The sequence below is a fragment of the Sphingobacterium sp. CZ-UAM genome (genome assembly GCF_002000245.1).
In the GTDB taxonomy this organism is placed as follows: domain Bacteria; phylum Bacteroidota; class Bacteroidia; order Sphingobacteriales; family Sphingobacteriaceae; genus Sphingobacterium.
On record NZ_MTCM01000002.1, the window covers coordinates 635,307 to 660,413 of the forward strand.

Below are 25,107 nucleotides of genomic sequence, written 5' to 3' on the forward strand. Positions count from 1 at the left end.
AGCATTGTAGCAATATAAAAAAATCTTCATACCAAAAACTTAACATTGCATTGGTTTAGTATTAATACACAAAGTTTAATATTGCTTACGTTTTCAGACATAAGTATATAAATGATCATGTTTAATCGACCTTCATCACATCTATCAAAAATTGCAGTGCTCACGTGTATCTTAACGACGTTATCTGCAAAGGTTGTTGCCCAATCCCCCATATTTGAGGGAAAGCTGATTGATTCCCTGAGTCAGGACGCTATTCATGGAGCAACCATTCGAAATTCCCATTGGGGTAAATTAGTTTCATCAGACCCAACAGGAAAATTCTCCATCCAGGCGCAAATCGGAGATACCCTGCGTATAGCCTTTATGGGTTACCTGCCTAAAAACTTTATTATCTCCAATCAGGGCCCGCTATTGATTTCCTTATCGCCTAATCAACAATCACTCAATGAAGTAGTGGTCACTGCCCTGGGTATAAAGAAAGAAAAACAGGCCATCGGTTATTCCGTACAGGAGATTAAAGGCAAAGATCTGGTCAAGGCCCGCGAACCAAATGCAATATCCAGTCTTGCGGGGCGTGTATCGGGCCTGACAATTACCCCGAGCACAAATCTATTCGGAGATCCCGGTATCACTTTGCGTGGGAGAAGCAATATTCTTATTGTCGTAGACGGTATGCCGATCAATACAGATTCCTGGAACCTGAGTCCCGATGATATTGAATCTTATTCTGTATTGAAAGGAGCAAATGCTGCAGCACTATACGGAAATCGTGGACAAAATGGTGCTATTGTCATTACAACCAAGCGAGCCAAGACTGAGGAAAAGGGTTTTCAAGTAGAGTTTAACTCGAGCACCCAACTCCAAACCGGCTACAATGCGATCCCTAAGATTCAGACGGAGTATGGTCCCGGTTCAAATTTTCAATATGCATTCAAAGATGGACGCGGTGGCGGAATAAACGATAACGACTATAATATCTGGGGACCCCGATTCGAAGGCCAGCTTATCCCTCAGTACAATAGTCCTATAGACCCCAAAACCGGATCTTTGGTACCGCTTCCCTGGGAAGCCCGTGGAAAAGATAATTTAAAGGAATTTCTTCAAAATGGATTGTTGAGCACCAACAATATCGCTATTTCGAGTAAAACGGAGCGTGGGGACATTCGCCTTTCGGCTTCGCAGCTATTTCAACGCGGCACAACACCCAATACAAAACTAGGGGGCACAAATATCAATTTAACAGGTGGTATTAATGCCGGAAGCAAATTGAGGATAGACGCAAGCATCAATTACAATAAGCAATATTCGCCAAACTATCCCAATATCGCTTATGGACCAAACAGTCCCATTTATATTCTAACACTGTGGGGTGGCGCCGATTATGACATCAATGATCTGAGAAACTATTGGCAACCGGGGAAAGAAAATGTACAACAGTATAATCGCGAATACACGATATATGACAACCCATGGATGACAGCTTATGAAAACCTGCGTACCTATGACAAAGATGATATTTACGGCTATGTTTCGGCAAATTATAAATGGAACAGCCATCTTTCTTTGAACGCGCGCAGCAGCGCGAGCACCTGGAACAGGAACCGAACCATCAAAATTCCAATATCTGCCAATTTATACAACTACAATATCGGCGGAAGCCGTGTCGGCGGTTATCAGGAAACTTACGATACTTTCTGGGAAAATAACACCGAGATCTCTTTAAAATATCAAAATCGTATTTCAGAAGACCTAGGCTTCAGCGGTTCCCTATTTGGAAACTTACGAACTGTTAGCGCAAAATCCTTGTTTGCCCGTACGGATCGAGGGTTGACTGTCCCTGGTGTTTATGATCTGAGCAATTCGGTCATGCCAACTGTATCGACCAACGACCGTGCGCTCCGTCAGGTCGGAAGCGCTTATGGTTTTGTGGATCTTGACTACAAAAATATGCTGTTCTTGAACCTAACCGGCCGATTCGATAAATCGTCGACCATGCCAGTAAAAAATAACACCTATTTTTATCCATCTGCATCCTTAAGTGCGGTCATATCACAGATGGTTGCTCTACCACAAGTGATCTCTTCGCTTAAAGTACGTGGTGCCTATGCCAATGTTGCCAGTGATTTCGTTAATGAAACAGCACAATACGATATTTACAAGCTGCTGCCAGCCTATACCAATTACGGTCGTTGGGCAAACTCCATGACTGGCGTTACCTATACAGATGTATTACCCAATCCGGATCTCGTAGCAGAACGTGTAAAGACAGCGGAGATCGGCTTAGAAACCCGTCTTTTTAATAACCGTCTCGGCCTGGATGTCGCCGTATTCCGAAACCTGGAAGGTCCCCGAATTATCGAACTGGCTACTTCTGTCACTTCGGGCGTCAAGGCAAGACAAACTAACGGGTTGACTTTGCTGCGAAAAGGAATTGAATTGAGTATAGACGCCACGGCAATCCAACGTGAGCAGTTCAGCTGGAATGTAGTAGTCAATACATCGACCAACCATGCTTGGCTGCATGCTATAGATGGCCAGCAGACCCGCTCCGGCAATGTTCGCATCGGAGAACGCTGGGACGGCTTCTATGTAAATGATTTTCAACGTGATGAAAAAGGAAATTTAATCGTGGGGACCAACGGTCTACCGGCCTACAATCCCTATGTCAGCAAGATCGGATACAGTGACAATAAGTTCACGGCCAGCATCAGCAACAGCTTCCGCTACCGTGATTTCAACCTGAGTTTTCTTGTCGACGGCCGCTTTGGCGGGTTGATCAAAAACGTACAGGATGCCAAACAATGGGGATCTGGCACGCACCCTGAATCGGCCAGCGTCTATCGCCTAAAAGACTGGCAAAACAGAGACAGCAAAGATTACAAGGGCTCGATAATGACCGAGGGATTAAAGATTGTCAAAGGCCAATTGAGCACTGATCAAGATGGTAAAATAATCTCCGACACACGGGAGTTTGCAAGCAATGACATCCCCGTTTTATGGCAAAACTGGGCCACCAATTACTACCAATCCGGACCGATCAGTGCAAAAGACAGGACATTTGTCAAATTGCGGGAAATTGTCCTCAGCTACAACCTTCCGGTCAGTTTACTGAAAAACACTGGTTTTTTACGCAGCGCAAGCGTCTCTATCGTTGGCCGGAATCTGCTATACTTTACCGGTAAAGGGACGCAAAACATGGATCTGGATCAATTTACCGCAGCCAGTTCGGATTACCAAACGCCATCGGTAAAAAGCTTTGGCCTAAATATTAATGCTACTTTTTAAAGGTTTTAACACATCAAGATATTTTCCACTATGAAATGCTTTAAATCAATTCTACTTTTATTAGTCTTGGGGGGTACACTGAGCTCCTGTAAAAAAATCGAGGACTTGCAAAAGGATCCTGCTGCCGTCTATGATCCAGCACCGAAGCTGCTGTTTACCGGAATATTAATGCGCGCTCATGACGCACCCTGGAGCGAAGACCATCGGTACAATCAGTTCATGACCCAAAATGAGGCCTATTATACCGGACAACCCTACAGCTGGACTACAGGCTCCTTTGATACACCTTATGGCGTGCTGCGGGATGTCTATCGGATGGAAATCGAAGCGGCGAAAACACCCGAATTAGGAGCTGTTTACCTCACGCTGGCCAAGTTCTTCAAAGCCTATTTTTTTACGCGGACAACCGAAATGTTCGGTGATATCCCAATGGCAGATGCCCTCCAGGGGGAGACCAACAACAACTTTGCCCCACGGTACAATACGCAGCAGGAAGTCTATCTACAGGTGCTCTCCTGGCTGGAGGAGGCCAATATCGAACTGGCTGATTTCAAAGCGAAAGGCACCCTACTGGAGGGTGATTTCTTTTACAACGGAAAAACGGAACAATGGCAGAAATTGGTCAACTCCCTGAAGTTGCGTATCCTGTTAAGCCTGAGTAAACGCGCCGATGACAGTCCAGCACTACGTATTAAAGAGCGATTTGCGGAGATGTTGGCCAATCCGTCAAAATTCCCGCTGATTCTTGACAATCGGGACAATTTTCAACTGCAATACAATTCGATCAATACCTATCCGCTCTGGCCTACTGACGGAGTGATTATCAAAAAAGATGTGCGGAACACCCTGGGGGCAACTTATCTGGACATTCTAAAGGCAACCCGAGATCCACGATTGCTCGTTCAGGCATTACCAGCGACTGCTTTGCCATTTGATCCGGCCAAACCTTTCGAAGCTTATCAAGGCGGTAAAACAGGTGATTTACAAAGTACACTTTTGAAACAGGCTACTGAAGGTCTGCTATCCATGATCAATTTTGATTATTGGCTCGCCTCGCCTTCGGGTTTACCCTCCATTCAACTTGGAGCGGCTGAAGTACAGTTTGCGCTTGCCGAAGGGATCAACCGCGGCTGGAGCAATGCTGATGCAAAATCCAGATTTGAAGCGGGTATAACACAGTCCATGCAGTCCTATGGTATTTCCCCAGAGAAGATTGAAGCCTTTTTAAGGGCTTATCCTTACAAAGGGAATAATCCGGAAGGTTTGAAACAGATCCTTATCCAGAAATATGTCGCTTTTTTTGAGAATTCGGGCAAACAGGCCTTTTTTGAGCAACGACGTACCGGTATCCCGGAGTTCAATGTAGGTCCGGCAAACGCCAACAACAACCAGATTCCTAAACGTTGGGCCTATCCGAAAAACGAATATAGCACAAACGAAAGTCATTTAAAGGAGGCTTTGCAACGTCAGTTTAACGGATCGGATACGCAAAATGATGTGATATGGTCTATTAAATAATAGATAGGATTACTTGCTCTGCTTGATTGAAGCATGCAAAGAAGAAAAAATTAAAAAGGACAGGTATTAATTCCACACATTTTGCTTTGGAAGTAGTATGCCATCGAAAATTGGCGGCATAGATCTGCTTTCGACGCAAAACCAAAAACTAATAAAAAAGCCATCGAAATAATATTTCGATGGCTTTTATCTTATTATCCTTATCTAATGATTATTGGAATTTTTTCGCATTTTGTTTACGCTCATTTTCCGTCAAATAGATCTTACGTAGACGCATCGATTGCGGTGTTACCTCAATATACTCATCTGCCTGGATGTACTCCATACATTCCTCTAAAGAGAATTTGATTGCCGGAGCAATACGTGTATTATCATCAGAACCGGAAGCACGCATATTTGTCAATTGCTTTCCTTTGGTCACGTTGATTGTTAAATCGTTATCACGGATGTGCTCACCCAAGATTTGACCCTCGTATACTTCCACTCCTGGATCTACGAAGAAACGACCACGGTCTTGCAATTTATCTATCGAGTATGCTGTAGTTGAACCTGTATCCAAAGAGATCAATACACCCGCCAAACGACCAGGGATTGTACCTTTCCAAGGCTCGTAACCTTTCAGACGGTGCGCCATTACAGCTTCACCAGCGGTTGCAGTCAATACGTTGTTACGTAGGCCAATGATACCACGAGAAGGAATAGAGAATTCAAGATGTTGCATATCTCCTCTAGCTTCCATGATCAACAATTCACCTTTACGTTGTGTGACCAGTTCAATTACTTTCCCGGAAACATCAGAAGGAACATCAACAACAAGCTCTTCGATAGGCTCGCATTTTTGACCGTCGATTTCTTTCACGATAACCTGAGGTTGTCCTACCTGTAATTCATAACCTTCACGACGCATTGTTTCGATCAATACAGATAAGTGAAGGATACCACGTCCATATACCAACCAAGCATCAGGAGATTCGGTAGGAACGACACGCAATGCCAAGTTCTTCTCTAATTCTTTTTGTAAACGATCATAGATATTACGCGATGTTACCAATTTACCTTCTTTACCAAAGAACGGAGAGTTGTTGATTGTAAACAACATGTTCATTGTTGGCTCATCAATGCTGATAACTTCCAATTGCTCTGGATTTTCAAAATCTGCGATGGTATCACCGATATCGAAACCTTCGATACCAACGACGGCACAGATATCACCTGCATGTACTTCTGGCACTTTGATACGGCCTAAACCTTCAAAAACCTGAAGTTCTTTCACGCGTGATTTAACCACTTTTCCGTCACGTTTTACCAATGATACGGGCTGGTTTTCTTTGATTGTACCCCGAGCGATACGACCGATAGCGATACGCCCTACGAAGGTAGAGTAATCCAAAGATGTTACCTGCATCTGCAAAGTACCTTCAGTAACCACTGGAGCAGGGATATATTTGATGATTGCTTCTAACAGATCCGTGAAGTCTTCGGTACGGTTTTTCCAGTCTGTAGACATCCATCCTTGTTTTGAAGAACCGTACAATACTGGGAAATCCAATTGTTCTTCGGTAGCACCCAAGTTGAAGAATAAATCGAAAACATTTTCGTATACTTCTTCTGGACGACAGTTTTCTTTATCGACTTTATTGACAACAACGATAGGTTTGATACCTAATCCAAGTGCCTTACCTGTAACGAAACGCGTTTGAGGCATTGGACCTTCAAAAGCATCTACAAGTAATACAACACCATCGGCCATCTTCAATACACGCTCCACTTCACCACCAAAGTCGGCGTGACCAGGAGTATCAATGATATTGATTTTAACACCTTTATATGTTACTGATACGTTCTTAGATACAATAGTGATTCCGCGCTCACGCTCTAAATCATTATTGTCTAGGATTAATTCACCAGCATTTTCATTTTCTCTGAATTGATTGGTAAAATATAAAATTTTGTCTACAAGCGTAGTTTTACCGTGGTCGACGTGAGCGATGATCGCAATGTTTCTAATGTTTTGCATTGAGCAAGAATATTTTTATAAAATTTTAGGGTGCAAAGATAATCATTTTGCACCATAAAATTTATAACTATGTGTATTTTATTTAATTACACCTAATTCCTTACCTACTTTGGTGAAGGCGGCGATCGCTTTATCCAGGTGCGCAAGCTCATGTCCTGCAGAAATCTGAACACGGATACGGGCTTTTCCCTGAGGTACAACAGGATAGTAGAAGCCGATCACATAAATACCTTCGTCCAGCATCTTGGCAGCAAACTCTTGTGCAAGTTTTGCATCATAAAGCATCACAGGGACGATCGGGTGGAAACCTGGCTTGATATCAAATCCTGCCGCTGTCATTTTTTCACGGAAATATTTTGTATTGGATTCCAGTTTATCACGCAACGCTGTTGTCTCGCTCAACATATCCAATACCGCAACAGAAGCACCTGCGATTGCCGGAGCCAATGTATTTGAAAATAAATAAGGGCGTGAACGCTGACGTAACAAATCAATGATCTCTTTTTTACCCGAAGTGAAACCACCGGAGGCACCACCAAGGGCTTTACCTAAAGTTCCAGTGATAATATCTACACGATCGATCACGTTGAAAAGTTCATGTGTCCCGCGACCGGTAGCTCCAATGAAGCCCGTACAATGTGATTCGTCGATCATCACCAAAGCTTGGTATTTGTCGGCCAGGTCACAGATCTTGTCCAATGGCGCTACTGATCCGTCCATGGAGAAAGCTCCATCGGTCACGATGATTTTGTGTCTTGCTCCCGATGCTGCCTGCAGCTGTGCTTCCAGGTCTGCCATATCCGCATTTTTATAACGGAAACGTTGTGCTTTACATAAACGTACCCCATCAATGATCGAAGCGTGGTTCAATTCATCGGAAATAATTGCATCCTCAGCACCAAACAAAGGTTCGAAAACTCCACCATTGGCATCGAATGCCGCTGCATATAAAATTGTATCTTCTGTTCCTAAGAACTGGGAAATTTTTGCTTCTAATTCTTTATGCACATCTTGGGTACCACAGATAAAACGTACAGATGACATGCCATATCCGTGTGTATCAATCGCTTTCTTTGCAGCTTCGATTACTTTGGGGTGTGAAGACAGGCCCAAGTAATTGTTCGCACAAAAATTGACAACTTCCTGTCCTGTGCTTACTTTGATGTCTGCTCCTTGAGGAGTAACGATCACCCGTTCTTGTTTATACAATCCCGCTTCTTTGATTGCTTCCAATTCCTTTTCTAAAACTGGTTGTAATGTATTGTACATAATTTGATTTTATTTTTTTATACAATATTACAGTTTTTCTTTGGTGGAAACAGCCTGTTTATTGAGAATTCACCTCAAATCAATGTTTTGATAACATTAAACCGTTTGCACAAATTTACATCCTGCATTGATTTCTTTCCTTTCGCAACGAAAAATGAACTATTATGCGGGGATAACGAGCAAACTGCATTGGATCATTGGCAGCATAAAAACAATCTGTTTGCAACGCGACAACTTAAAAGTATGGGCCTAGCCCGGAATTATGCGCAGCTGAGGAAAGCCCCGCCCCTGACCTGTTAGGTTTGAACTTTTGTTCTCTTCTTGGGTGAATTATATGGTGGATAAATGCCGGTTTTGTCTATTCGTAACGAAGTGCGTCGACAGGATCCAATTTCGACGCTTTGGAAGCCGGATAATAACCGGATAGCATTCCCACCAGACCGCAAACTGCAAATCCGAGAATAATGGCTGCCCAGGGGATAATAAAAGATGTCCCCAGTTGTAGCGCCAATAAATTACCGATCAGGATTCCGATAAATATACCTGCGACACCGCCCATCATACAGATGACGATGGCCTCCATCAGAAATTGCTTGCGGATCACACTTGGTGTCGCCCCGATCGCCTTGCGGATACCAATTTCCCGCGTCCGCTCGGTAACCGATACCAACATGATATTCATCAACCCGATGGATGCGCCAACAAGGGTAATAAAAGCAATCACGACAGCTCCCAGGGTTACCATGGCCATATTCTGCATCAGCATCTGTGCGACAGCATCGGATTTGGTAATCTCAAAATCGTTGGTCTGTCTGGCGGATAGACCACGAATATTTCGAAAAACAATGGAGGCCTCTCCAATTGCTGCTTCCAAGCGCATTGGATCATTAGAAGAGACGGTGATCACATAGGATGGCTCCACCACTTGCATCACTGACCGGGCTTTCACCAAGGGTATAAAGCAAGCTCTATCCCCACCCATCCCTGCAGAAGAACCCTTGCTTTTTAGCACTCCGATTACTTGGTATCGGATATTATTGACCGTAATAAACTGCCCGACCGGATCTATGATTTCTCCAAAAAGTGTTTTACTGACCTCGCTACCAATAATAATCACTGCGCCACCCGTCGCTACATCTCGAGCAGAAAAGTTGCGTCCTTCGCTGACCACATAACCTGATGTCTGAAGATAATTTTCGTCGGTCCCGATGAGGCCAATATTGGGATTGGTCTTTTTGGATTGAAATTTTACCGTTGAATTCCAGGTTACATTGGCACTGATGGAGGTCGTTGCGTTAAAATGAAAGTTCTGCTTGAACCTTGCCGCCTGCGCATAGGTAATATTGGCAAATACTTTCGACCGGGTGCCGCCGGTACCGATCTGTACATTCAGTCCCCGGTTGCGGATATTGAATGAATTGGAGCCCATCGAAGAAAAGGAATCCGTCAGCGAATTTTTCATGGCATCAATAGATGTCAATACACCAATCAAAGCCATCATCCCTATCGCAATGATCAATGCCGTTAAAAATGTCCGCAACTTATTGCCTACGATAGATTGCAGCGCAAGTTTGACATTTTCAACATAAGACATTTTTACGGACATACGGCGATTTTTATAATTTGCAGATGAAAATACTGTTATTCCTGCACAAAACCAAAAGGCAATTTATCCTAATGGAATAAATTGCCTTTTTATAACAGATCATTGCCATCAAGAAGGTTTGTATTGATCTGCTATAGCTTTTGATATGAATCGCTTTCGCTATCCATTTGTCTGTCATTTGATCCTTTTCCAGGTTTCAGTCCGGCCCAATAAGCTGACGCCAACGTAACCGCGTATATCAAGTTTATCGCCTTTTAACGTCATTTTACAGCTGTAGGTCTTTCCTGTTTTTGGATCATAGATTTTTCCATCTTCATAGGTATTTCCATCTTTTGCAAAATTGGTCAGGATCTCCAAGCCCTGGACAGCTCTAGCCTGAAGTGCTTTATCCGGATTTTTTACGTCTTTCTTGGGCTGGCCCGATTCATTGTTCGGAAATTTAAGCCAATAGAGTTTACCGAAAAATTTATCCCCTTTTTTATAAATTTCCACACGCCCCTCGCCACTTGGGTTTTCCCATTTTCCGATAATCGGATCTGTTTGTGCAAACAATGTTACTGTAGCTAGTAACATGATGAATGACATCATAATTTTCTTCATTGGTTTACTATTTATAAGTGATAACTAATTATAAGTGATAACTAAAAATGATCGCTGCTATCTCATTTATTAACATGAATAAATATACAAAATATTTACTATGCTCGCATATATTTATTTGTCGTGTTTTCGATTTATTTAAATAGACGCTTAGATTCATTGTTGGTTTAATGAACTAGATCTAACAAAAATCTGAACAGCGAGTACACGAAGACCTATTTATCAACAAGCATCTATTAAATTTTGGCATCGCGTTTGCACGATAGTTTTTATATTATTACTTTATTCACAGTTTATAAATTAGCGCATATTATGAAATTTATTATTAGTCTTTTACTCACCGGAGTTGTCGTCGCAGTCGCTTGCTGGCTCATACCGGGAGCCCAAGTTGCCGGTTTTGGCTGGGCTATCGTCACAGGATTGGTCATTGGATTTGTCAACGCTACTGTAGGTTCCATCTTGAGGCTGTTCACCTTTCCTCTGAACTGGCTAACACTGGGTCTGGTTTCTTTTATTATCACTGTCCTTATGGTCTTACTTTCAGATTCACTGCTTGGAGACAAGTTTAATGTGGATGGATTCTGGACTGCGGCCTTATTTGCCATCGTTGTTGCTATATTGGAAATGATCATCGGCAGCACTTCAAAAGACTAAAATTAGATTTACCGCATATAGAAACGGCTGTTTTTCGATTTGAAAAACAGCCGTTTTTGTTTGAGCGTTCGGGGAATCCACGGAGAGTGCTTTTTATTAAAGTCCGCCTCGCTTTTTAAGCTTAAAATCGCTAAATTTATAGTATTTAAATAGATCCCTCAATATATGTGCGAACACAATCACGAGCATAGCCATACAGAAAAAGAGACCCCCTGGTGGATTTCGCAACGCAAACTCCTTATTGCACTTCTCCTATTGATCAGCCTGCTGATACTCAAATACGCATTTAAGATCAGTCCTCCATTTTATGCTTCGCTCCTTCTAAACGGGATTGCTTACTTATTAGCCGGCATTCCAGTTCTCCAAATGGCTTTTCGAAAGGCCAAACGTGGCGATTTTTTTAATGAGTTCTTTCTGATGAGTGTCGCGACGCTAGGCGCTTTTGCCATAGGCGAATTTGAAGAAGGGGTCGCAGTAATGGTATTCTATCAGATCGGTGAATGGTTTCAGGACACGGCGGTAGACAATGCAAAAAAATCCATCAAATCATTGCTGGATATCCGCCCAGATAAGGTCACTGTGCTGCGTGATGGGGAACAAATAGACGTCAATCCGAAGACGGTCGGAATTGGTGAAGTCATTCTCGTCAAAGCCGGTGAAAAAGTGGCTTTGGATGGCAAACTGGTCAATGAGAGGGCCGCATTCAATACCGCAGCGCTTACAGGGGAAAGCAAACCAGACACCAAATATAAGGGCGAGGCTGTTTTTGCCGGCATGATAAATCTGGAGACCGTTTCCCAAATCGCTGTAAGTAGCTCGTTTCAGGATAGCAAATTGAGCAAAATATTGGAGATGGTGCAGGATGCTACTGCGCGAAAATCCAAAACACAGCTATTTATCTCAAAGTTTGCAAAAATCTATGTTCCGATTATCTTCGCGCTGGCGCTTCTGGTACTTATCATCCCCCTATTTGTTGTTAATGACTATAGCTTTCGAGACTGGTTTTACCGCAGCTTGGTCTTTTTGGTCATCAGTTGCCCTTGTGCATTAGTCGTTTCGATCCCCTTAGGTTACTTCGGCGGAATAGGATTGGCCTCGAGAAATGGCATATTGTTCAAGGGGGGTAATTTCCTCGATGCCATCACTGCTGTTGACACCATCGTTATGGACAAAACGGGTACCCTCACCGAAGGAGTCTTTGAAGTAAAAGAGGTCAAAGCCGTCAATGGGCAAACGGCAACATTGCTGGATTACGCCACAGCCATTGAGTCAAATTCTACCCATCCTATTGCCAAGGCAATTGCCAACTACCATCCCGGAAATGCTTCCTTTACAACGGAAGAGATAGAAGAAATCGCGGGACATGGCCTCAAAGCCAAGGTCAACAATAAGCTTGTCCTAGCGGGCAATACGAAGCTGATGGACAAGTTTGGCATTCCGTATCCGGAAGAAATAAAGCAAATTGTTTATTCCATTGTAGTCATAGCAATAGAGAATCAATATGTGGGCTACATTACTGTTGCCGATCGAAATAAGCCAGGGGCAAAAGAGGTTATTTCCGCTATGCGGACACAGGGCCTATACACAGTCATGTTGTCCGGCGATAAGCAGGCTGTAGTAAACGAGATTGCAAAGGAGCTGGGGGTTGACCAAGCTTATGGTGACCTTTTACCAGAAGACAAAGTGAAGCATGTACAGGGACTGATCAACGAAGGGCGAAATGTTGCTTTCGCCGGGGATGGCGTCAATGATGCTCCTGTCGTCGCGCTAGCGCAGGTAGGTATAGCAATGGGCGGATTAGGCGCAGATGCAACCATTGAAACGGCGGATGTCGTGATACAGAATGATGAGCCCCATAAAATTTTATCTGCGATCAAAATCGGTAAGATTACCCGCAATATTGTCTGGCAAAACGTGATCCTGGCGATGGGTATAAAAATAATTGTTTTGATCTTGGGCGCCGGAGGGGTTGCGACACTCTGGGAGGCTGTTATTGCCGATGTTGGGGTGGCACTCCTGGCGATCCTAAATGCAATCCGTATCCAAAATAAAACGGTATAAAGAAATGGTTCTACAAGAGAATGGATAAACAACAAGCGGCTGACATTGAAAAATCAGCCGCTTGTTGTTATGTAAGGATATCCCTATTGTTAAATGTCAGGTATGCTTCGTTCGTCCTAATCGCGCCAAGATTTATAGGTATTGATCAGGCCATTGGTAGAAGAATCATGGCTACTGATGGGATTATTGTCACCCAATTCAGGCAAAATCTTGTTGGCAAGCTGTTTACCAAGTTCAACACCCCATTGGTCAAAACTGTAGATATTCCAGATCACACCCTGCACAAAAATTTTGTGTTCGTACAATGCAATAAGTCGGCCTAATGTACGTGGTGTCATTTTTTTCAATAAAATAGAATTTGTCGGCCGATTGCCTTCAAATACCTTATAGGCTTTCAATTCTTCCACCTCTTCTTTCGACTTACCTGCTTTTTGCAGTTCCGCAACAACCTCTGCCTCAGTTTTACCATTCATCAGGGCCTCAGTCTGTGCAAAGAAATTAGATAATAAAAGCTGATGATGATTACCGATCGGATTCAGGCTATTCGCTGGTGCGATAAAATCACATGGGATCAGTTTTGTGCCTTGGTGGATCAATTGGTAAAAGGCATGTTGTCCGTTTGTCCCAGGCTCACCCCAAATGATCGGTCCAGTCTGATAATCTACACGCTCTCCATTCCGGTCTATATATTTTCCGTTGCTCTCCATATCTCCTTGTTGGAAATAAGCCGCAAAACGATGCAAGTACTGATCATAAGGAAGGATTGCATGGCTCTCCGCTTCAAAGAAATTATTATACCATATACCAAGCAAAGCCAATATTACCGGAATATTTTCCTCGAAGGCGCTGGTCCTGAAATGCTCATCGGCATCATATGCGCCTTTGAGAAGCTCTTCAAAATTATCAAAGCCGATCGCTAAGCTAATGGAAAGTCCAATTGCAGACCATAGGGAATAACGTCCGCCAACCCAATCCCAAAATTCGAACATATTTTGCGGGTCTATTCCAAAAGCCTTCACGGCCTCCGTATTGGTGCTCAATGCGGCAAAGTGTTTAGCAACATCTTCCTGGCCTGCCCCGCCGCCCAAGAACCAATCCTTGGCTGTGTGCGCATTGGCCATGGTCTCTTGGGTGGTAAATGTTTTGGATGCAATCAGAAACAAGGTTGTCTCTGGATCGACTGCTTTTAGGGTTTCGGCAATATGTGTTCCATCCACATTGGAGACAAAGTGCACATTCAGTCTAGTTTTGTAAGCTTTTAAAGCTTCAGTGACCATGACGGGTCCCAAATCAGAACCCCCAATGCCAATATTGACCACATCTGTGATCTCCTTGCCTGTATACCCTTTCCATTCGCCGGAGAGAATCTTTTCTGTGAAAGCTTTCACTTGAGCCAACACGTTTTTAACAGCAGGCATCACATCTTTCCCGTCGACGAAGACAGGTTGATCCGATTGATTTCTTAATGCCGTATGCAGAACGGGCCTGTTTTCAGTCACATTGATCCTTTCGCCGGCAAACATGGCTGCTATTGCTTCATCTAGTTGACACTCCTTGGCCAACTGGATCAGCAGTGCCATTGTCTCCTCGTTTACACGATTTTTAGAATAGTCTAAGAGAATATCCTCAAAAAGAATTGAAAATTTCTCAAATCGTTGTGGATCTGCTGCAAAAAGCTCTCGTAGGTCCTGCTGATTGATATCAATATAATGATCTACCAGATATTGGTAGGCTTTGGTTGTCGTAAAATTAATTTTTGGAAACATACTGTTTTTGTTGAAATTATTTGTTTTAAAATGCGAATAAAAACCTTCGGTATTTTTTCATTCCCCCCGGCACAGATCGTTCAGTGAAGGTTGATACAATTGATGATACCAAAACTAAAAAAAAAAGGTCAAATATTTGTATAAGTTAGCCAGTATTGCGTACTAGACTCGCTTTCCACCGGTCTTTTACCCGTGGTTCTCTACCTTCGACTTGTCCAACAAGATTATCTAACTTTATTGCTATCCAATTGCGCTGGGAACTTTACAAAATTCCGTAATCTTAGTTCCTTCCCTTTTTATCTTAGCATTTGTCCGTATAGCGATCAATAAGCTTATTAAATACCACAGCGAATTTTAGCCAGGACGACGAATTTATTACTAAAAAATTTATACATTAGCAGATATGACAAAAGAACAAATTCAAGACTTGAGGGATCGTGTTACTTCCCTGAGGAGGCATCTTTGACATTGATGTCCGCAAAGAAGAAATAGAAAGAGATCAAGCGCTTACCTTAGAGGCGACCTTCTGGGATGACTCCAAAGCTGCAGAAAAAATACTGCAGGCCATCAAAAACCAGAAAGTATGGACAGATCATTTTGACGCGGTAGCCGCTGCGGTTGAAGATACCTATGTGATGTACGAGTTTTTTCAGTCCGGAGATGCAAGCGAAAAGGAACTGGACGATCAGTATAAGCTTGCATTGGCAGAGGTCGAAGAACTGGAATTCAAAAATATGCTCAGTGCAGAGGAGGATCAGCTGGATGCGATCTTACAGATCACCGCGGGAGCGGGAGGTACAGAAAGCTGTGACTGGGCTGCCATGTTGATGCGCATGTATATCATGTGGGGCGAAAAAAATGGGTATAAAGTCACCGAGCAGGATTCTCAGGAGGGAGATGTTGCGGGAATCAAAAGTGTAACGCTGCAGCTTTCCGGAGATTTTGCCTACGGCTACCTGAAAGGTGAAAACGGTGTACATCGACTGGTTCGCATTTCGCCTTTTGACTCCAATGCAAAACGACATACCTCTTTTGCCTCAGTTTATGTTTATCCGCTGATTGACGACAATATCGAAATAGACGTCAAAGACTCAGAGATTGAATGGGATACTTTCCGTTCGGGCGGTGCGGGCGGCCAAAATGTAAACAAAGTAGAAACGGCGGTCCGACTGCATCATAAACCCACGGGAATTATTATAAAAAATCAGGAAACAAGGTCGCAATTGCAAAATAAGGAAAATGCCTTACGCCTATTGAAATCGCAATTATACGAGATCGAAATGCGCAAAAGGCAAGAAGCCACTGCAGCAATTGAAGGAAATAAGAAGAAAATAGAATGGGGATCGCAAATTCGTAACTATGTCTTACACCCTTACAAATTGATCAAGGATTTACGCACAAATTACGAAACATCAAATACCCAAGCCGTGTTGGATGGGGACCTCAATGATTTCTTAAAAAATTATTTAATGGAATTTGGCGGTTAACCCATCGCGAAAAATCCATCAAGTTAAAGGGGGTATCAGTCAGGTCTGATCCCCCCTTTTTCATGCAAATCACTGCCTTTTTTCGGATACATTCTTGGCACTACACTGTCAAGTTCTCTTAACAAAATCCCTGAAAACGTTAAAAAATCTTAAATGTCCACCTGCGGCATAGCCTACTATTTTTTTGGTTAATCGAAAACTATCACACATAAAACAAGTTGAATATCAACGAATTACAAAACAACGTAATGTATCAAGAACGTTACAAATAGCTGGTTACCTCAATTTTTGGCACAAAATAAAGGCATGTATTTTGCGTTTATGGATTCGTAATATTTTCATTACAAAAGGCTCCTCGCTTGAGTCCGCTAAAAAATAAAAAAGAAGAATGCATATCTAAAAATAGAACGGCTATGAATTACATGAAAGAAAACTCAATCGTATCGGCGCAGATGACTAAACAATGGAAACCTGCCATGTACGACGTAAATGAAGAACAGCAGCAATCTGAGACGGCAGTAGATAAAGTCGAAGAAAGCAATTTTGGAACAAAAGAATACTTAATTTTTGGAGCGACATTTTTTACACTATTTGCATCAGTCTTTGGTGTATATATGCTCCAGCCAGATTTTGACGCCTTACGTTTTCAACGTTTAGACAGTATTTGGGGGACATTTTTAATTGGCTTGGGTATATTTTTAGCGGTTGTCGCAATTAGCTTTTTACTATTTTTAGTTGTACTCCATCGCAAATATAAGCCGATTGCCTCGGTCTCAGATGAGGAACTGCCGACCTGTACGATCATCGTGCCGGCTTATAATGAAGGACAATTGGTTTACGATACCTTGCATAGCTTGGCAAGTAGCGATTATCCGGAAAAGAAACTGCAGATTATCGCCATTGATGACGGAAGTAAGGATAACACCTTCGCGTGGATACAACGTGCTAAAATGGAGTTAGGAGATCGTATAGAGATCTACCAACAACCCAAAAATATGGGTAAACGCCATGCATTATACCGTGGTTTTAAATTAGGTACGGGAGAGGTATTTATCACAGTGGATAGTGACTCTGTGGTCAATAAAGATACTATTCGTAACATGGCCAGCCCTTTTGTAACCAATCAGGAATGTGGAGCTGTAGCGGGTAACGTGCGGGTACTGAACAATAAAAAGGCTATTATACCACGTATGTTGAATGTGAGCTTCGTGTTCAGCTTTGAATTTGTACGTTCGGCTCAGAGCATGTTGGGCACCGTGATGTGTACCCCAGGCGCATTATCCGGATACCGCCGGGAAGCTGTGCTGAACTGTCTTGAAGATTGGGTTAACCAAACGTTTATGGGACAGCCGTCAGATATTGGTGAAGATCGTGCCATGACCAATATGATCTTGAAACAGGGATATCATGTATTGTTTCAGTCCAACGCATTAGTGTACACTGATACACCTGTACGCTATAGGAATTTATATAAAATGTTTATCCGTTGGGAACGAAGCAATGTGCGTGAAAACATTATGATGAGCCAGTTTGCCTTTAAAAACTTCCGTCAAGGACCAAAATGGGGCGCACGTATCCTATTGATCATGCAATGGCAGAAAGTACTACTTTCCTACCCCATGATGTTGCTGATGCTTTGGACGGTATTTCACTATCCGTTGATGTTTTTAAGTTCGACTTTGGTAGGAATCCTTATTTTTTCAAGCATTCAGGCTTATTTCTTTGCATCTAAAAACTCCAACGCAAAAGAGGCATTCTGGGCATATAGCTACAGTATATTCTACGCATTTAGTTTATTTTGGATCACTCCGTACGCCATCGCTACTGCTGGACGTAGAGGTTGGTTGACAAGGGGGTAATTTCGATGTAAAGAATGTATCTTTACTTTAAATATAAATATGACAGACTTTCAGATAAAAAAAATTGCCATCATTGGTCAGGGTTATGTGGGATTGCCTTTAGCGATAGCTTTCTCTGAATTCTTTCCAGTGATCGGCTTCGATATCAACAAAACACGTATTGACGAACTTAAGGCGGGTGTAGACCGTACATTGGAGACTCCCGAAGATGAGCTGATGCGTGCTCGGAACTTATTTACAACATCGGAACAGCGCAAAGGGTATGATGCAAGTGCAAACGTTCAAGATATCGCTGATGCCAATGTATATATTGTCACTGTACCGACACCCATAGATCGTTATAACTCACCGGACCTGTCGCCACTGTTGGCGGCTTCCAAAATGATCGGAGAACTCCTAAAAGCGGGTGATCTGGTTATTTATGAATCCACCGTATACCCCGGTTGTACTGAAGAAGAGTGTATTCCGGTTTTAGAAAAGAACTCAGGATTAAAATTTAATCAGGACTTCTTTGTTGGATATTCCCCTGAGCGTATAAATCCTGGCGATAAGGTGAATTCGTTGCAAAAAGTGATGAAAGTAACTTCAGGCAGTACTGCTGCCGCAGGATTTGTGGTGGATGGTCTTTATAAAAAAATTATTCACGCGGGTACGCACCTGGCACCGTCAATCAAAGTCGCCGAAGCAGCAAAAGTGATTGAGAATGCACAGCGCGATGTCAATATCTCTTTTATGAATGAGCTGGCCCTGATCTTTGACCGCGTGGGCATAGATACACAGGATGTGCTCGATGCTGCCGGTACAAAGTATAATTTCCTCCGTTTCAAACCCGGTTTGGTTGGTGGGCATTGTATTTCGGTAGATCCCTATTATCTGGCTCAAAAGGCAACACAATTAGGCTATCATCCCCATGTCATTCTATCGGGGCGGGAAGTCAATGACCAGGTCGCTTCTTTTATTGCCTCAAAGGTCGTCAAATTGATGATTCAGAAGAACATCAAATTTGATGGCGCCAAAGCTTTGGTATTGGGTGTTACCTTTAAAGAAAACTGTCCTGATATCCGCAATAGTAAGGTGGTTGACATGATTCAGGATTTGAAAGAATTTGGTCTGGAGGTTGATATTTATGACCCGTGGGTAAACACCGATGAATTAAAAAAACATTTTGGTCTGGATTTACTAAAAACTCTCCCCCAGACAGGCGATTATGATAGTATCATCCTTGCTGTTGGACATCGGGAATTTTTACAGCTTGACCTCAAAAATTTAAAAAAGAATCCATCGGTTGTATTCGATATCAAAGGAATACTGGATCGAAACTTAGTAGACGCTCGCTTGTAGCACCGTATATTTTTAGCATATTTCTGACAACATTCTTCTAAACAGTCAGTTTTCTCTTTAAGTAACGAGAAAACTGACTGTTTTTGTTATAAATGCAGGTTATGCAATCGTTTGTTTTAAAAAATAGCATCAAATCTTTTGTTTTTAATATTAACTTAACACCACAATTATAAATTTGACCTCATTAAACTAAGAGATATTTAGCACAAATTGCGGTACCTATGGAACAGTTAGACGACACCGAGCTATTCACTAGAATTCAAGCGGATGACCGTTATGCTTTTTCTGAATTAGTCAATCGCTATTCAGACATTCTTTTCCGTTTCATTCAGCGCCGTGTTTCCTGTATTGAAGACAGCGAAGATATTTTGCAGGAAGTATTTGTTTCACTCTGGAATCAGCGTCTTCATATTACAATAGCCTACTCGCTATATCCGTATCTATTTCAAACCGCTAAGTATAAGATTATCGACTGGACAATAAATGAACAAAAGAAAATTGTCCGTGCCGAAAAACTATTGGCAAATTTCCAAGAAGAATCGACTTCTCCAACCTCTGAGGAGGAACTACTGGCAAAAGAATTAGCCCAATTGATCGACACAGAAATAGAAAAAATGCCAACAACAATGAAATCAGCATTTTCACTCAGCCGAAAGGAAGCGATGTCCATCAAAGATATTGCTTCGGAACTAGCCCTATCCGAGCAAACCGTCAAAAACAATATTTCGTTAGCCCTCGGATGGCTTAAACTTCGTTTTAAATAACGGAGCATAAAAAATATAACACTCATTTACAGCGGATTACAAAATTACCGTAATTTTCTTCGGTACTATTATTCCCCTATACAGATTATAGGTCTGTATGAAGGAACAAGAATCGTCAGATCAAGCTAAAGCTTTGCTCAAAAAATATCTGGAAGGTCAGTGTACGCCAGAAGAAGAACAACAGGTTCTTCACTGGTTTTATGCGCAGGATCATCCCGAGGAGGAGCCGTTAACAAAGGAATACCGCGCGGGGTTAGCACCACGTATCAATACCAGACTGGAGGAACAACTATTTGGTGAATCTACCCCTACCGTCAGCCGCCCCCTCTGGTTTCGTTCCAAATGGATGGTAGCGGCAATGCTGGTGGCCGTTTCAGGCTTTGGTCTGTGGATGTATAACAGCTTGTCCCCGTCGGATCACAGGCTGCAGGAACTGGCCGCGGAGGTGCCTTCACATGACAAGACCTTTCACAACGATATCCTACCCGGAGGGCATTATGCCAAAATCATCACAGCAAAAGGGGAAGAACATACACTAGCCGACCCGTTCATTCAGCGGCTTGAACAATCATCCGATCAACAGGGAAAGAATTTTCTTGTTGATGTTCCTAAAGCTGGTTCTTATATGGTTATTCTTGAAGATGGCACAAAAGTATGGTTGAATGCTTCCACAAAATTGTCGTATCCTACACATTTCGAGTCCGATCAACGTCAAGTTGCTTTAACGGGAGAAGCGTATTTTGAGGTAGCAAAAGATGCAAACAGACCTTTCCGGATCAATGCCAACGGTACCACAATTGAAGTCCTCGGGACAACTTTTAATGTCAATGCCTATCACGAGGAGGTCGCTACATCATTAGTGGAGGGTAGCGTGAAAGTCCTGAAGGAAGGTAAGCAAATGATTATCAAGCCCGGTCAACAGGCAACCACATCGCTGACAAACGATATCAAAGTCACCACCACAGACCTGGCTAAAAATACAGCCTGGCAACGGGATGAATTTTATTTCGATGGCAGCAATTTTAGCGATATTTCTCTTCAGATCGCCCGATGGTATAATGTTGAATTTGAAAATTTGGAAACAATTGGCACAAATTCGACTTACAAAGGCTCTATCAGCAGAAATAGTAGACTTTCAGAGGTATTGCAGATCCTGGCTCTGGCCACGGGGCGCAAATTTGACATTATCGGACGAAAGGTTATAATACAATGAGATTAATTACCCAAATATTAAACGGCCTATGGTATAGACATCAACTTTAGCGCCTTGCGATTAACAAAAAAGGGGATGTTGACGCATCCCCGGTTAAATTCAAGGCTTATTTTACTGATTACCAACAGAAATTTTAAAACCTTAAAAATCATTCTAATTTATGAATTTTTTTTCTCCATTAAAAAGGCAGGAGAAAGATCGGGGATTCCGTATCCCTCCAGCCTTTAAAACTTTATGTATGATAAAGTTAAGCACCCTTTCCTTGCTTTCCCTCGCACTTGGAGCCCATGCTTCGGGAACAGCACAGACTGTCAATCTTTCTTTGAAAAAAGTACGGATAGAGAAAGTTTTGCAAGAAATTTCAAAACAAACTGACCTCCGCTTTTTCTATGACGAAAAACTATTGAACAGTTTGCAGCCTGTGAGTATCCAAATGGATCACGGCCCTATACAACAGGCCCTATCCAAGGTTCTTAAAGGTCAGAACCTGACCTATCAGATTCTTAACAACACGATCGTCATTTCAGAAAAACAACGCACAGATATCGAAATAACAGGTACTGTACGTAGTACAGAATCTGCCCTGGCCGGTGTTACCGTATCTGTGGAGGGACATACTACACTTTCGACGAAAACTGATGCCAATGGCCAGTTTAAACTCCGTGTACCGGAAAACGCTGTATTGGTATTTCAATATATGGGATATACCACAGCGCGTGTGCAGATAGGCAGTCAACGTACAGTCAACATGACCCTACAGGCGAGCAACTCACAGTTGGATGAGGTTGTTGTTGTCGGCTACGGTACGCAGCGAAAAGTGAACCTAACGGGGGCTGTTGATATGATCTCTTCAAAACAACTGGAAAGCCGTCCGATTGCAAATCTTGGCGCTGGACTTCAAGGATTAATCCCCAACTTAAATATTACCACTTCCAATGGCCGTGCTTCCACAAATCCTGAATTTAACGTACGCGGATTTACCAGTCTAAATGGTGGAGCACCGTTAATTTTGGTCGATAATATCCCCTACTCTCCGGATGAAGTTGCACGTATCAACCCAAATGATGTCGAATCCGTGTCGGTATTGAAAGATGCTGCTTCAGCCGCGATTTATGGTGCCCGTGGTGGTTTTGGGGTGGTATTAATCACCACAAAAAAAGCGAAGAGCGGTCAGCTTGATGTGAATTTCAGCACCAATGTTGGCTATAGAACTTTAGGCAAGCTCCCTGAATTCATTACTGACCCTTACGAAGTAATGGCCATTAAACACGAAGCCGGAAAACCTTTATACAACTCGTATCCGGAATCTGCTCGTGAATATGCAAAAAAACGTTCGTTGGACCCTTCTTTACCTGCGGTAACACTATCCGATAATGGTCAGGACTGGGTATATACGGGAAGCACGGATTGGCTGAAAGAGGCCTACAATAAAACTGCTCCAACCTATAATGCCAACTTAAGTATTGCCAAAAAGTCGGATAAAATCGGCTATTACCTCTCCAGTGATTACTATAGACAAGATGGGCTTTTAAAATATGGAAATGATGTTTACAAGCGTTACAATGTCAGAGGTAAGGTAGATTTTGATGTTACCGACTGGCTACAGGTATCTAATAATACATTGCTTACCAGCATGAACTATGATACCCCTGTAGTTTTGGATGCGGGCGACAGCTTTTTCTGGAGAGTAAACCGAACCAACTCGCTCGATGTACCCCGAAATCCGGATGGTAGCTGGACAAGAGCTGGTGCACAGGTATTAGGTTCATTACAAGAAGGTGGGCGTAATGATAATCGTATCAACGAATTTGTAACCACATTCTCCGCAAAGGCCGCGTTGATCAAAGGGATCTGGGACTTAAATGCCGATGCTACTTTCAGACGCAGCTCAGGATTAAAAAGATCATATGATGTTCCCTCGAAGTACAAAACGGGACCAGAGGCTATTCTAACGCCAACATTTTCGAATACCTATGCAAGAAATGAGAATGATCTCACCCGATATAATGTCTATAATATCTACACTGATTTTCATAAAAATTTTGGGGATCATTATTTACAGGCACTTGCAGGTTATAACCAGGAGTACAACTACAACAACTACAATTACATACAGGCATTAAATCTCATCTCCACAACGGTGCCTTCCATCGGAAGTGCGACGGGAAATATCTCAAAAGATGAACGTATTAAAGACTGGGCAGTACAGGGTATATTTGCCCGCGTCAGCTATAGTTATAAAGATAAATATCTGGCAGAATTCAATGGTCGATTTGATGGTTCGTCCCGTTTTCCGAAGAATAACAGATGGGGTTTCTTTCCTTCGGCCTCTGCTGGATGGGTAATCTCCAAGGAGAATTTTTTCGAACCGGTGAAAAATACGCTGGCAATGGATTTCCTAAAAATCAGGGGTTCTTATGGATCTTTGGGCAACCAATTGTTCAGATATGATGCTGATTTCCCTTATTACGATGCCTATCCATATATGCCAATTATGGACAATAAACTAGCCGACTACATCCTGGGGAATGGTAAACCACCGGCTGTCTATGCTCCGCGGGCTGTTTCGGATAATTTCACTTGGGAGACAATCCAAACGGTCAATGCGGGTATTGATATGGGATTTTTCAATAACAAGCTCGGCGTCAACTTTGATAAATATACCCGTTATACCAAGGATATGTTGGTACCGGGCAAAGAATTGCCGGGACCATTTGGGGCAAAGATTCCCGTACAAAATGCCGGTGACTTAAAAACAAAAGGCTGGGAGTTGCGTTTGAGCTGGCGTGACAGCAAGGAACTAAGCGGTTCTCCATTCTGGTATAATGTCGCCTTTACACTGGCGGATAGCCGTTCATGGATAACCCGTTTTGATAATCCGACAAAATCCTTAGGCGATCAATGGGACAGACATTATGTAGGGAAGGAAATTGGTGAAATCTGGGGTGCGGACATCGTTGGTTTTTTTGAAGATGATGCTGCCGCAGCTGCCTCCAAACAGTCTGCTATGGGAACGGATGATCAATCTTATAAGTTCTATGCCGGTGATCCTGTCTTTGCTGACCTAAATGGAGATGGCAAAGTGGATATGGGCAAAAAGACGGTGGATGACGCCGGCGATATGCATATTGTTGGTAATAACAGTGCAAGGCTACCTTATAGTTTGGATCTCTCCACAGGATGGAAAGGCTTTGATTTACGCGTATTCTTACAGGGTATAGGTAAGCGTGACTGGTATCCGGGAGCTTCCAACATCTACTTCTGGGGTGTCTATGCTCAACCTTGGACAAATCCAACGGTACAAAATGGCGATCATTGGAAATCTAAAGACGAAATTGGCTACTTCCCTGCTGTGCGTGCTTACTCTGCCGAAGATAATTATCAACAGCTCGGTATTCCAAACAAACGTTATATGCAGAATGGTGCTTATATGCGGGTAAAAAATCTTACGCTTGGCTATACGCTACCAGAATCTGTATTACAACGTATCAAATTGCGAAAAGTACGTTTCTTCTTCAGTGCAGAAAACGTTTTTGAGATCTCTCATATTAAGGTGAAATTGGATCCGGAATCGATAGGATCAGGTAACAGGGCGCAAGCTGCATATCCATTCCAGCGGACGTATACATTTGGTCTGAATGTAAATCTTTAATCTCTAAATCTAAAA

15 protein-coding genes are annotated in these 25,107 nt (G+C 42.7%); 10 read left to right on the top strand and 5 right to left on the bottom strand.

All coding sequences use genetic code 11. The annotated features are described in order from the left end of the window. The first annotated feature begins 117 nt into the window (after window positions 1-117). Together BWD42_RS12720 and BWD42_RS12725 are read left to right on the top strand one after the other, a co-directional pair. Entirely contained in the window at window positions 118-3,285 is a 3,168-nt protein-coding gene (locus BWD42_RS12720) for a SusC/RagA family TonB-linked outer membrane protein (protein ID WP_077437014.1), read from the top strand. 105 nt (window positions 3,286-3,390) lie between these two features. Further along, window positions 3,391-4,803 carry a SusD/RagB family nutrient-binding outer membrane lipoprotein gene (locus tag BWD42_RS12725; protein WP_254846229.1) on the top strand — a complete coding sequence of 471 codons (1,413 nt, stop codon included), beginning with the start codon at window positions 3,391-3,393 and terminating at the stop codon, window positions 4,801-4,803. Between the two features lie 211 nt (window positions 4,804-5,014). Here BWD42_RS12725 and typA read toward each other — a convergent pair whose 3' ends face one another. From typA to BWD42_RS12750, 4 genes are all read right to left on the bottom strand, one after another. Continuing rightward, complete coding sequence (typA, locus tag BWD42_RS12730) at window positions 5,015-6,820, bottom strand: translational GTPase TypA (RefSeq protein ID WP_077436755.1); 1,806 nt, start codon at window positions 6,818-6,820, stop codon at window positions 5,015-5,017. 78 nt (window positions 6,821-6,898) lie between these two features. After that, a complete protein-coding gene (kbl, locus tag BWD42_RS12735; protein WP_077436756.1) occupies window positions 6,899-8,089 on the bottom strand; it encodes a glycine C-acetyltransferase in 1,191 nt (396 codons plus the stop codon). 358 nt (window positions 8,090-8,447) lie between these two features. After that, window positions 8,448-9,695, bottom strand: coding sequence for an ABC transporter permease (locus BWD42_RS12745; protein ID WP_077436758.1), 1,248 nt, complete (start codon window positions 9,693-9,695; stop codon window positions 8,448-8,450). Between the two features lie 174 nt (window positions 9,696-9,869). Then, window positions 9,870-10,295: a DUF2147 domain-containing protein gene (locus BWD42_RS12750; RefSeq protein ID WP_077436759.1), complete on the bottom strand. Its 426-nt coding sequence runs from the start codon at window positions 10,293-10,295 to the stop codon at window positions 9,870-9,872. Between the two features lie 312 nt (window positions 10,296-10,607). On the opposite strand from BWD42_RS12750, the gene BWD42_RS12755 reads away from it, so the two are divergent. Beyond that, the gene (locus tag BWD42_RS12755) at window positions 10,608-10,949 is read left to right on the top strand and encodes a phage holin family protein (RefSeq protein WP_077436760.1); all 342 of its coding nucleotides are present in this window, start codon (window positions 10,608-10,610) and stop codon (window positions 10,947-10,949) included. A gap of 165 nt (window positions 10,950-11,114) precedes the next feature. Continuing rightward, entirely contained in the window at window positions 11,115-13,010 is a 1,896-nt protein-coding gene (locus BWD42_RS12760) for a heavy metal translocating P-type ATPase (protein ID WP_077436761.1), read from the top strand. Window positions 13,011-13,126: 116 nt separating this feature from the next. Here the strand turns inward: BWD42_RS12760 and pgi are convergent, their stop codons facing one another. Continuing rightward, the gene (gene pgi, locus BWD42_RS12765; RefSeq protein WP_077436762.1) at window positions 13,127-14,776 is read right to left on the bottom strand and encodes a glucose-6-phosphate isomerase; all 1,650 of its coding nucleotides are present in this window, start codon (window positions 14,774-14,776) and stop codon (window positions 13,127-13,129) included. A 403-nt stretch (window positions 14,777-15,179) separates the two neighbouring features. Here pgi and prfB point away from each other — a divergent pair. The 6 genes from prfB (at window position 15,180) to BWD42_RS12795 (ending at window position 25,092) form a co-directional block, all read left to right on the top strand. After that, window positions 15,180-16,263, top strand: a protein-coding gene (gene prfB / locus BWD42_RS12770) for a peptide chain release factor 2 (protein ID WP_139351147.1) whose coding sequence is annotated in 2 segments (ribosomal slippage) — window positions 15,180-15,239 and window positions 15,241-16,263 — 1,083 coding nt in all. Because the reading frame shifts where the segments join, the coding sequence is not laid out codon by codon here. Between the two features lie 413 nt (window positions 16,264-16,676). Further along, on the top strand, window positions 16,677-18,122 hold the full coding sequence (locus BWD42_RS12775) for a glycosyltransferase (protein WP_217700072.1): 1,446 nt from the start codon (window positions 16,677-16,679) through the stop codon (window positions 18,120-18,122). 39 nt (window positions 18,123-18,161) lie between these two features. Next, window positions 18,162-19,463: a nucleotide sugar dehydrogenase gene (locus BWD42_RS12780; protein WP_077436763.1), complete on the top strand. Its 1,302-nt coding sequence runs from the start codon at window positions 18,162-18,164 to the stop codon at window positions 19,461-19,463. Between the two features lie 221 nt (window positions 19,464-19,684). Next, entirely contained in the window at window positions 19,685-20,227 is a 543-nt protein-coding gene (locus BWD42_RS12785; RefSeq protein ID WP_077436764.1) for an RNA polymerase sigma factor, read from the top strand. Window positions 20,228-20,324: 97 nt separating this feature from the next. Beyond that, window positions 20,325-21,440: a FecR family protein gene (locus BWD42_RS12790; protein ID WP_077436765.1), complete on the top strand. Its 1,116-nt coding sequence runs from the start codon at window positions 20,325-20,327 to the stop codon at window positions 21,438-21,440. A gap of 238 nt (window positions 21,441-21,678) precedes the next feature. Then, a complete protein-coding gene (locus tag BWD42_RS12795; RefSeq protein ID WP_175992052.1) occupies window positions 21,679-25,092 on the top strand; it encodes a TonB-dependent receptor in 3,414 nt (1,137 codons plus the stop codon). The last annotated feature ends 15 nt before the right edge of the window (window positions 25,093-25,107 follow it).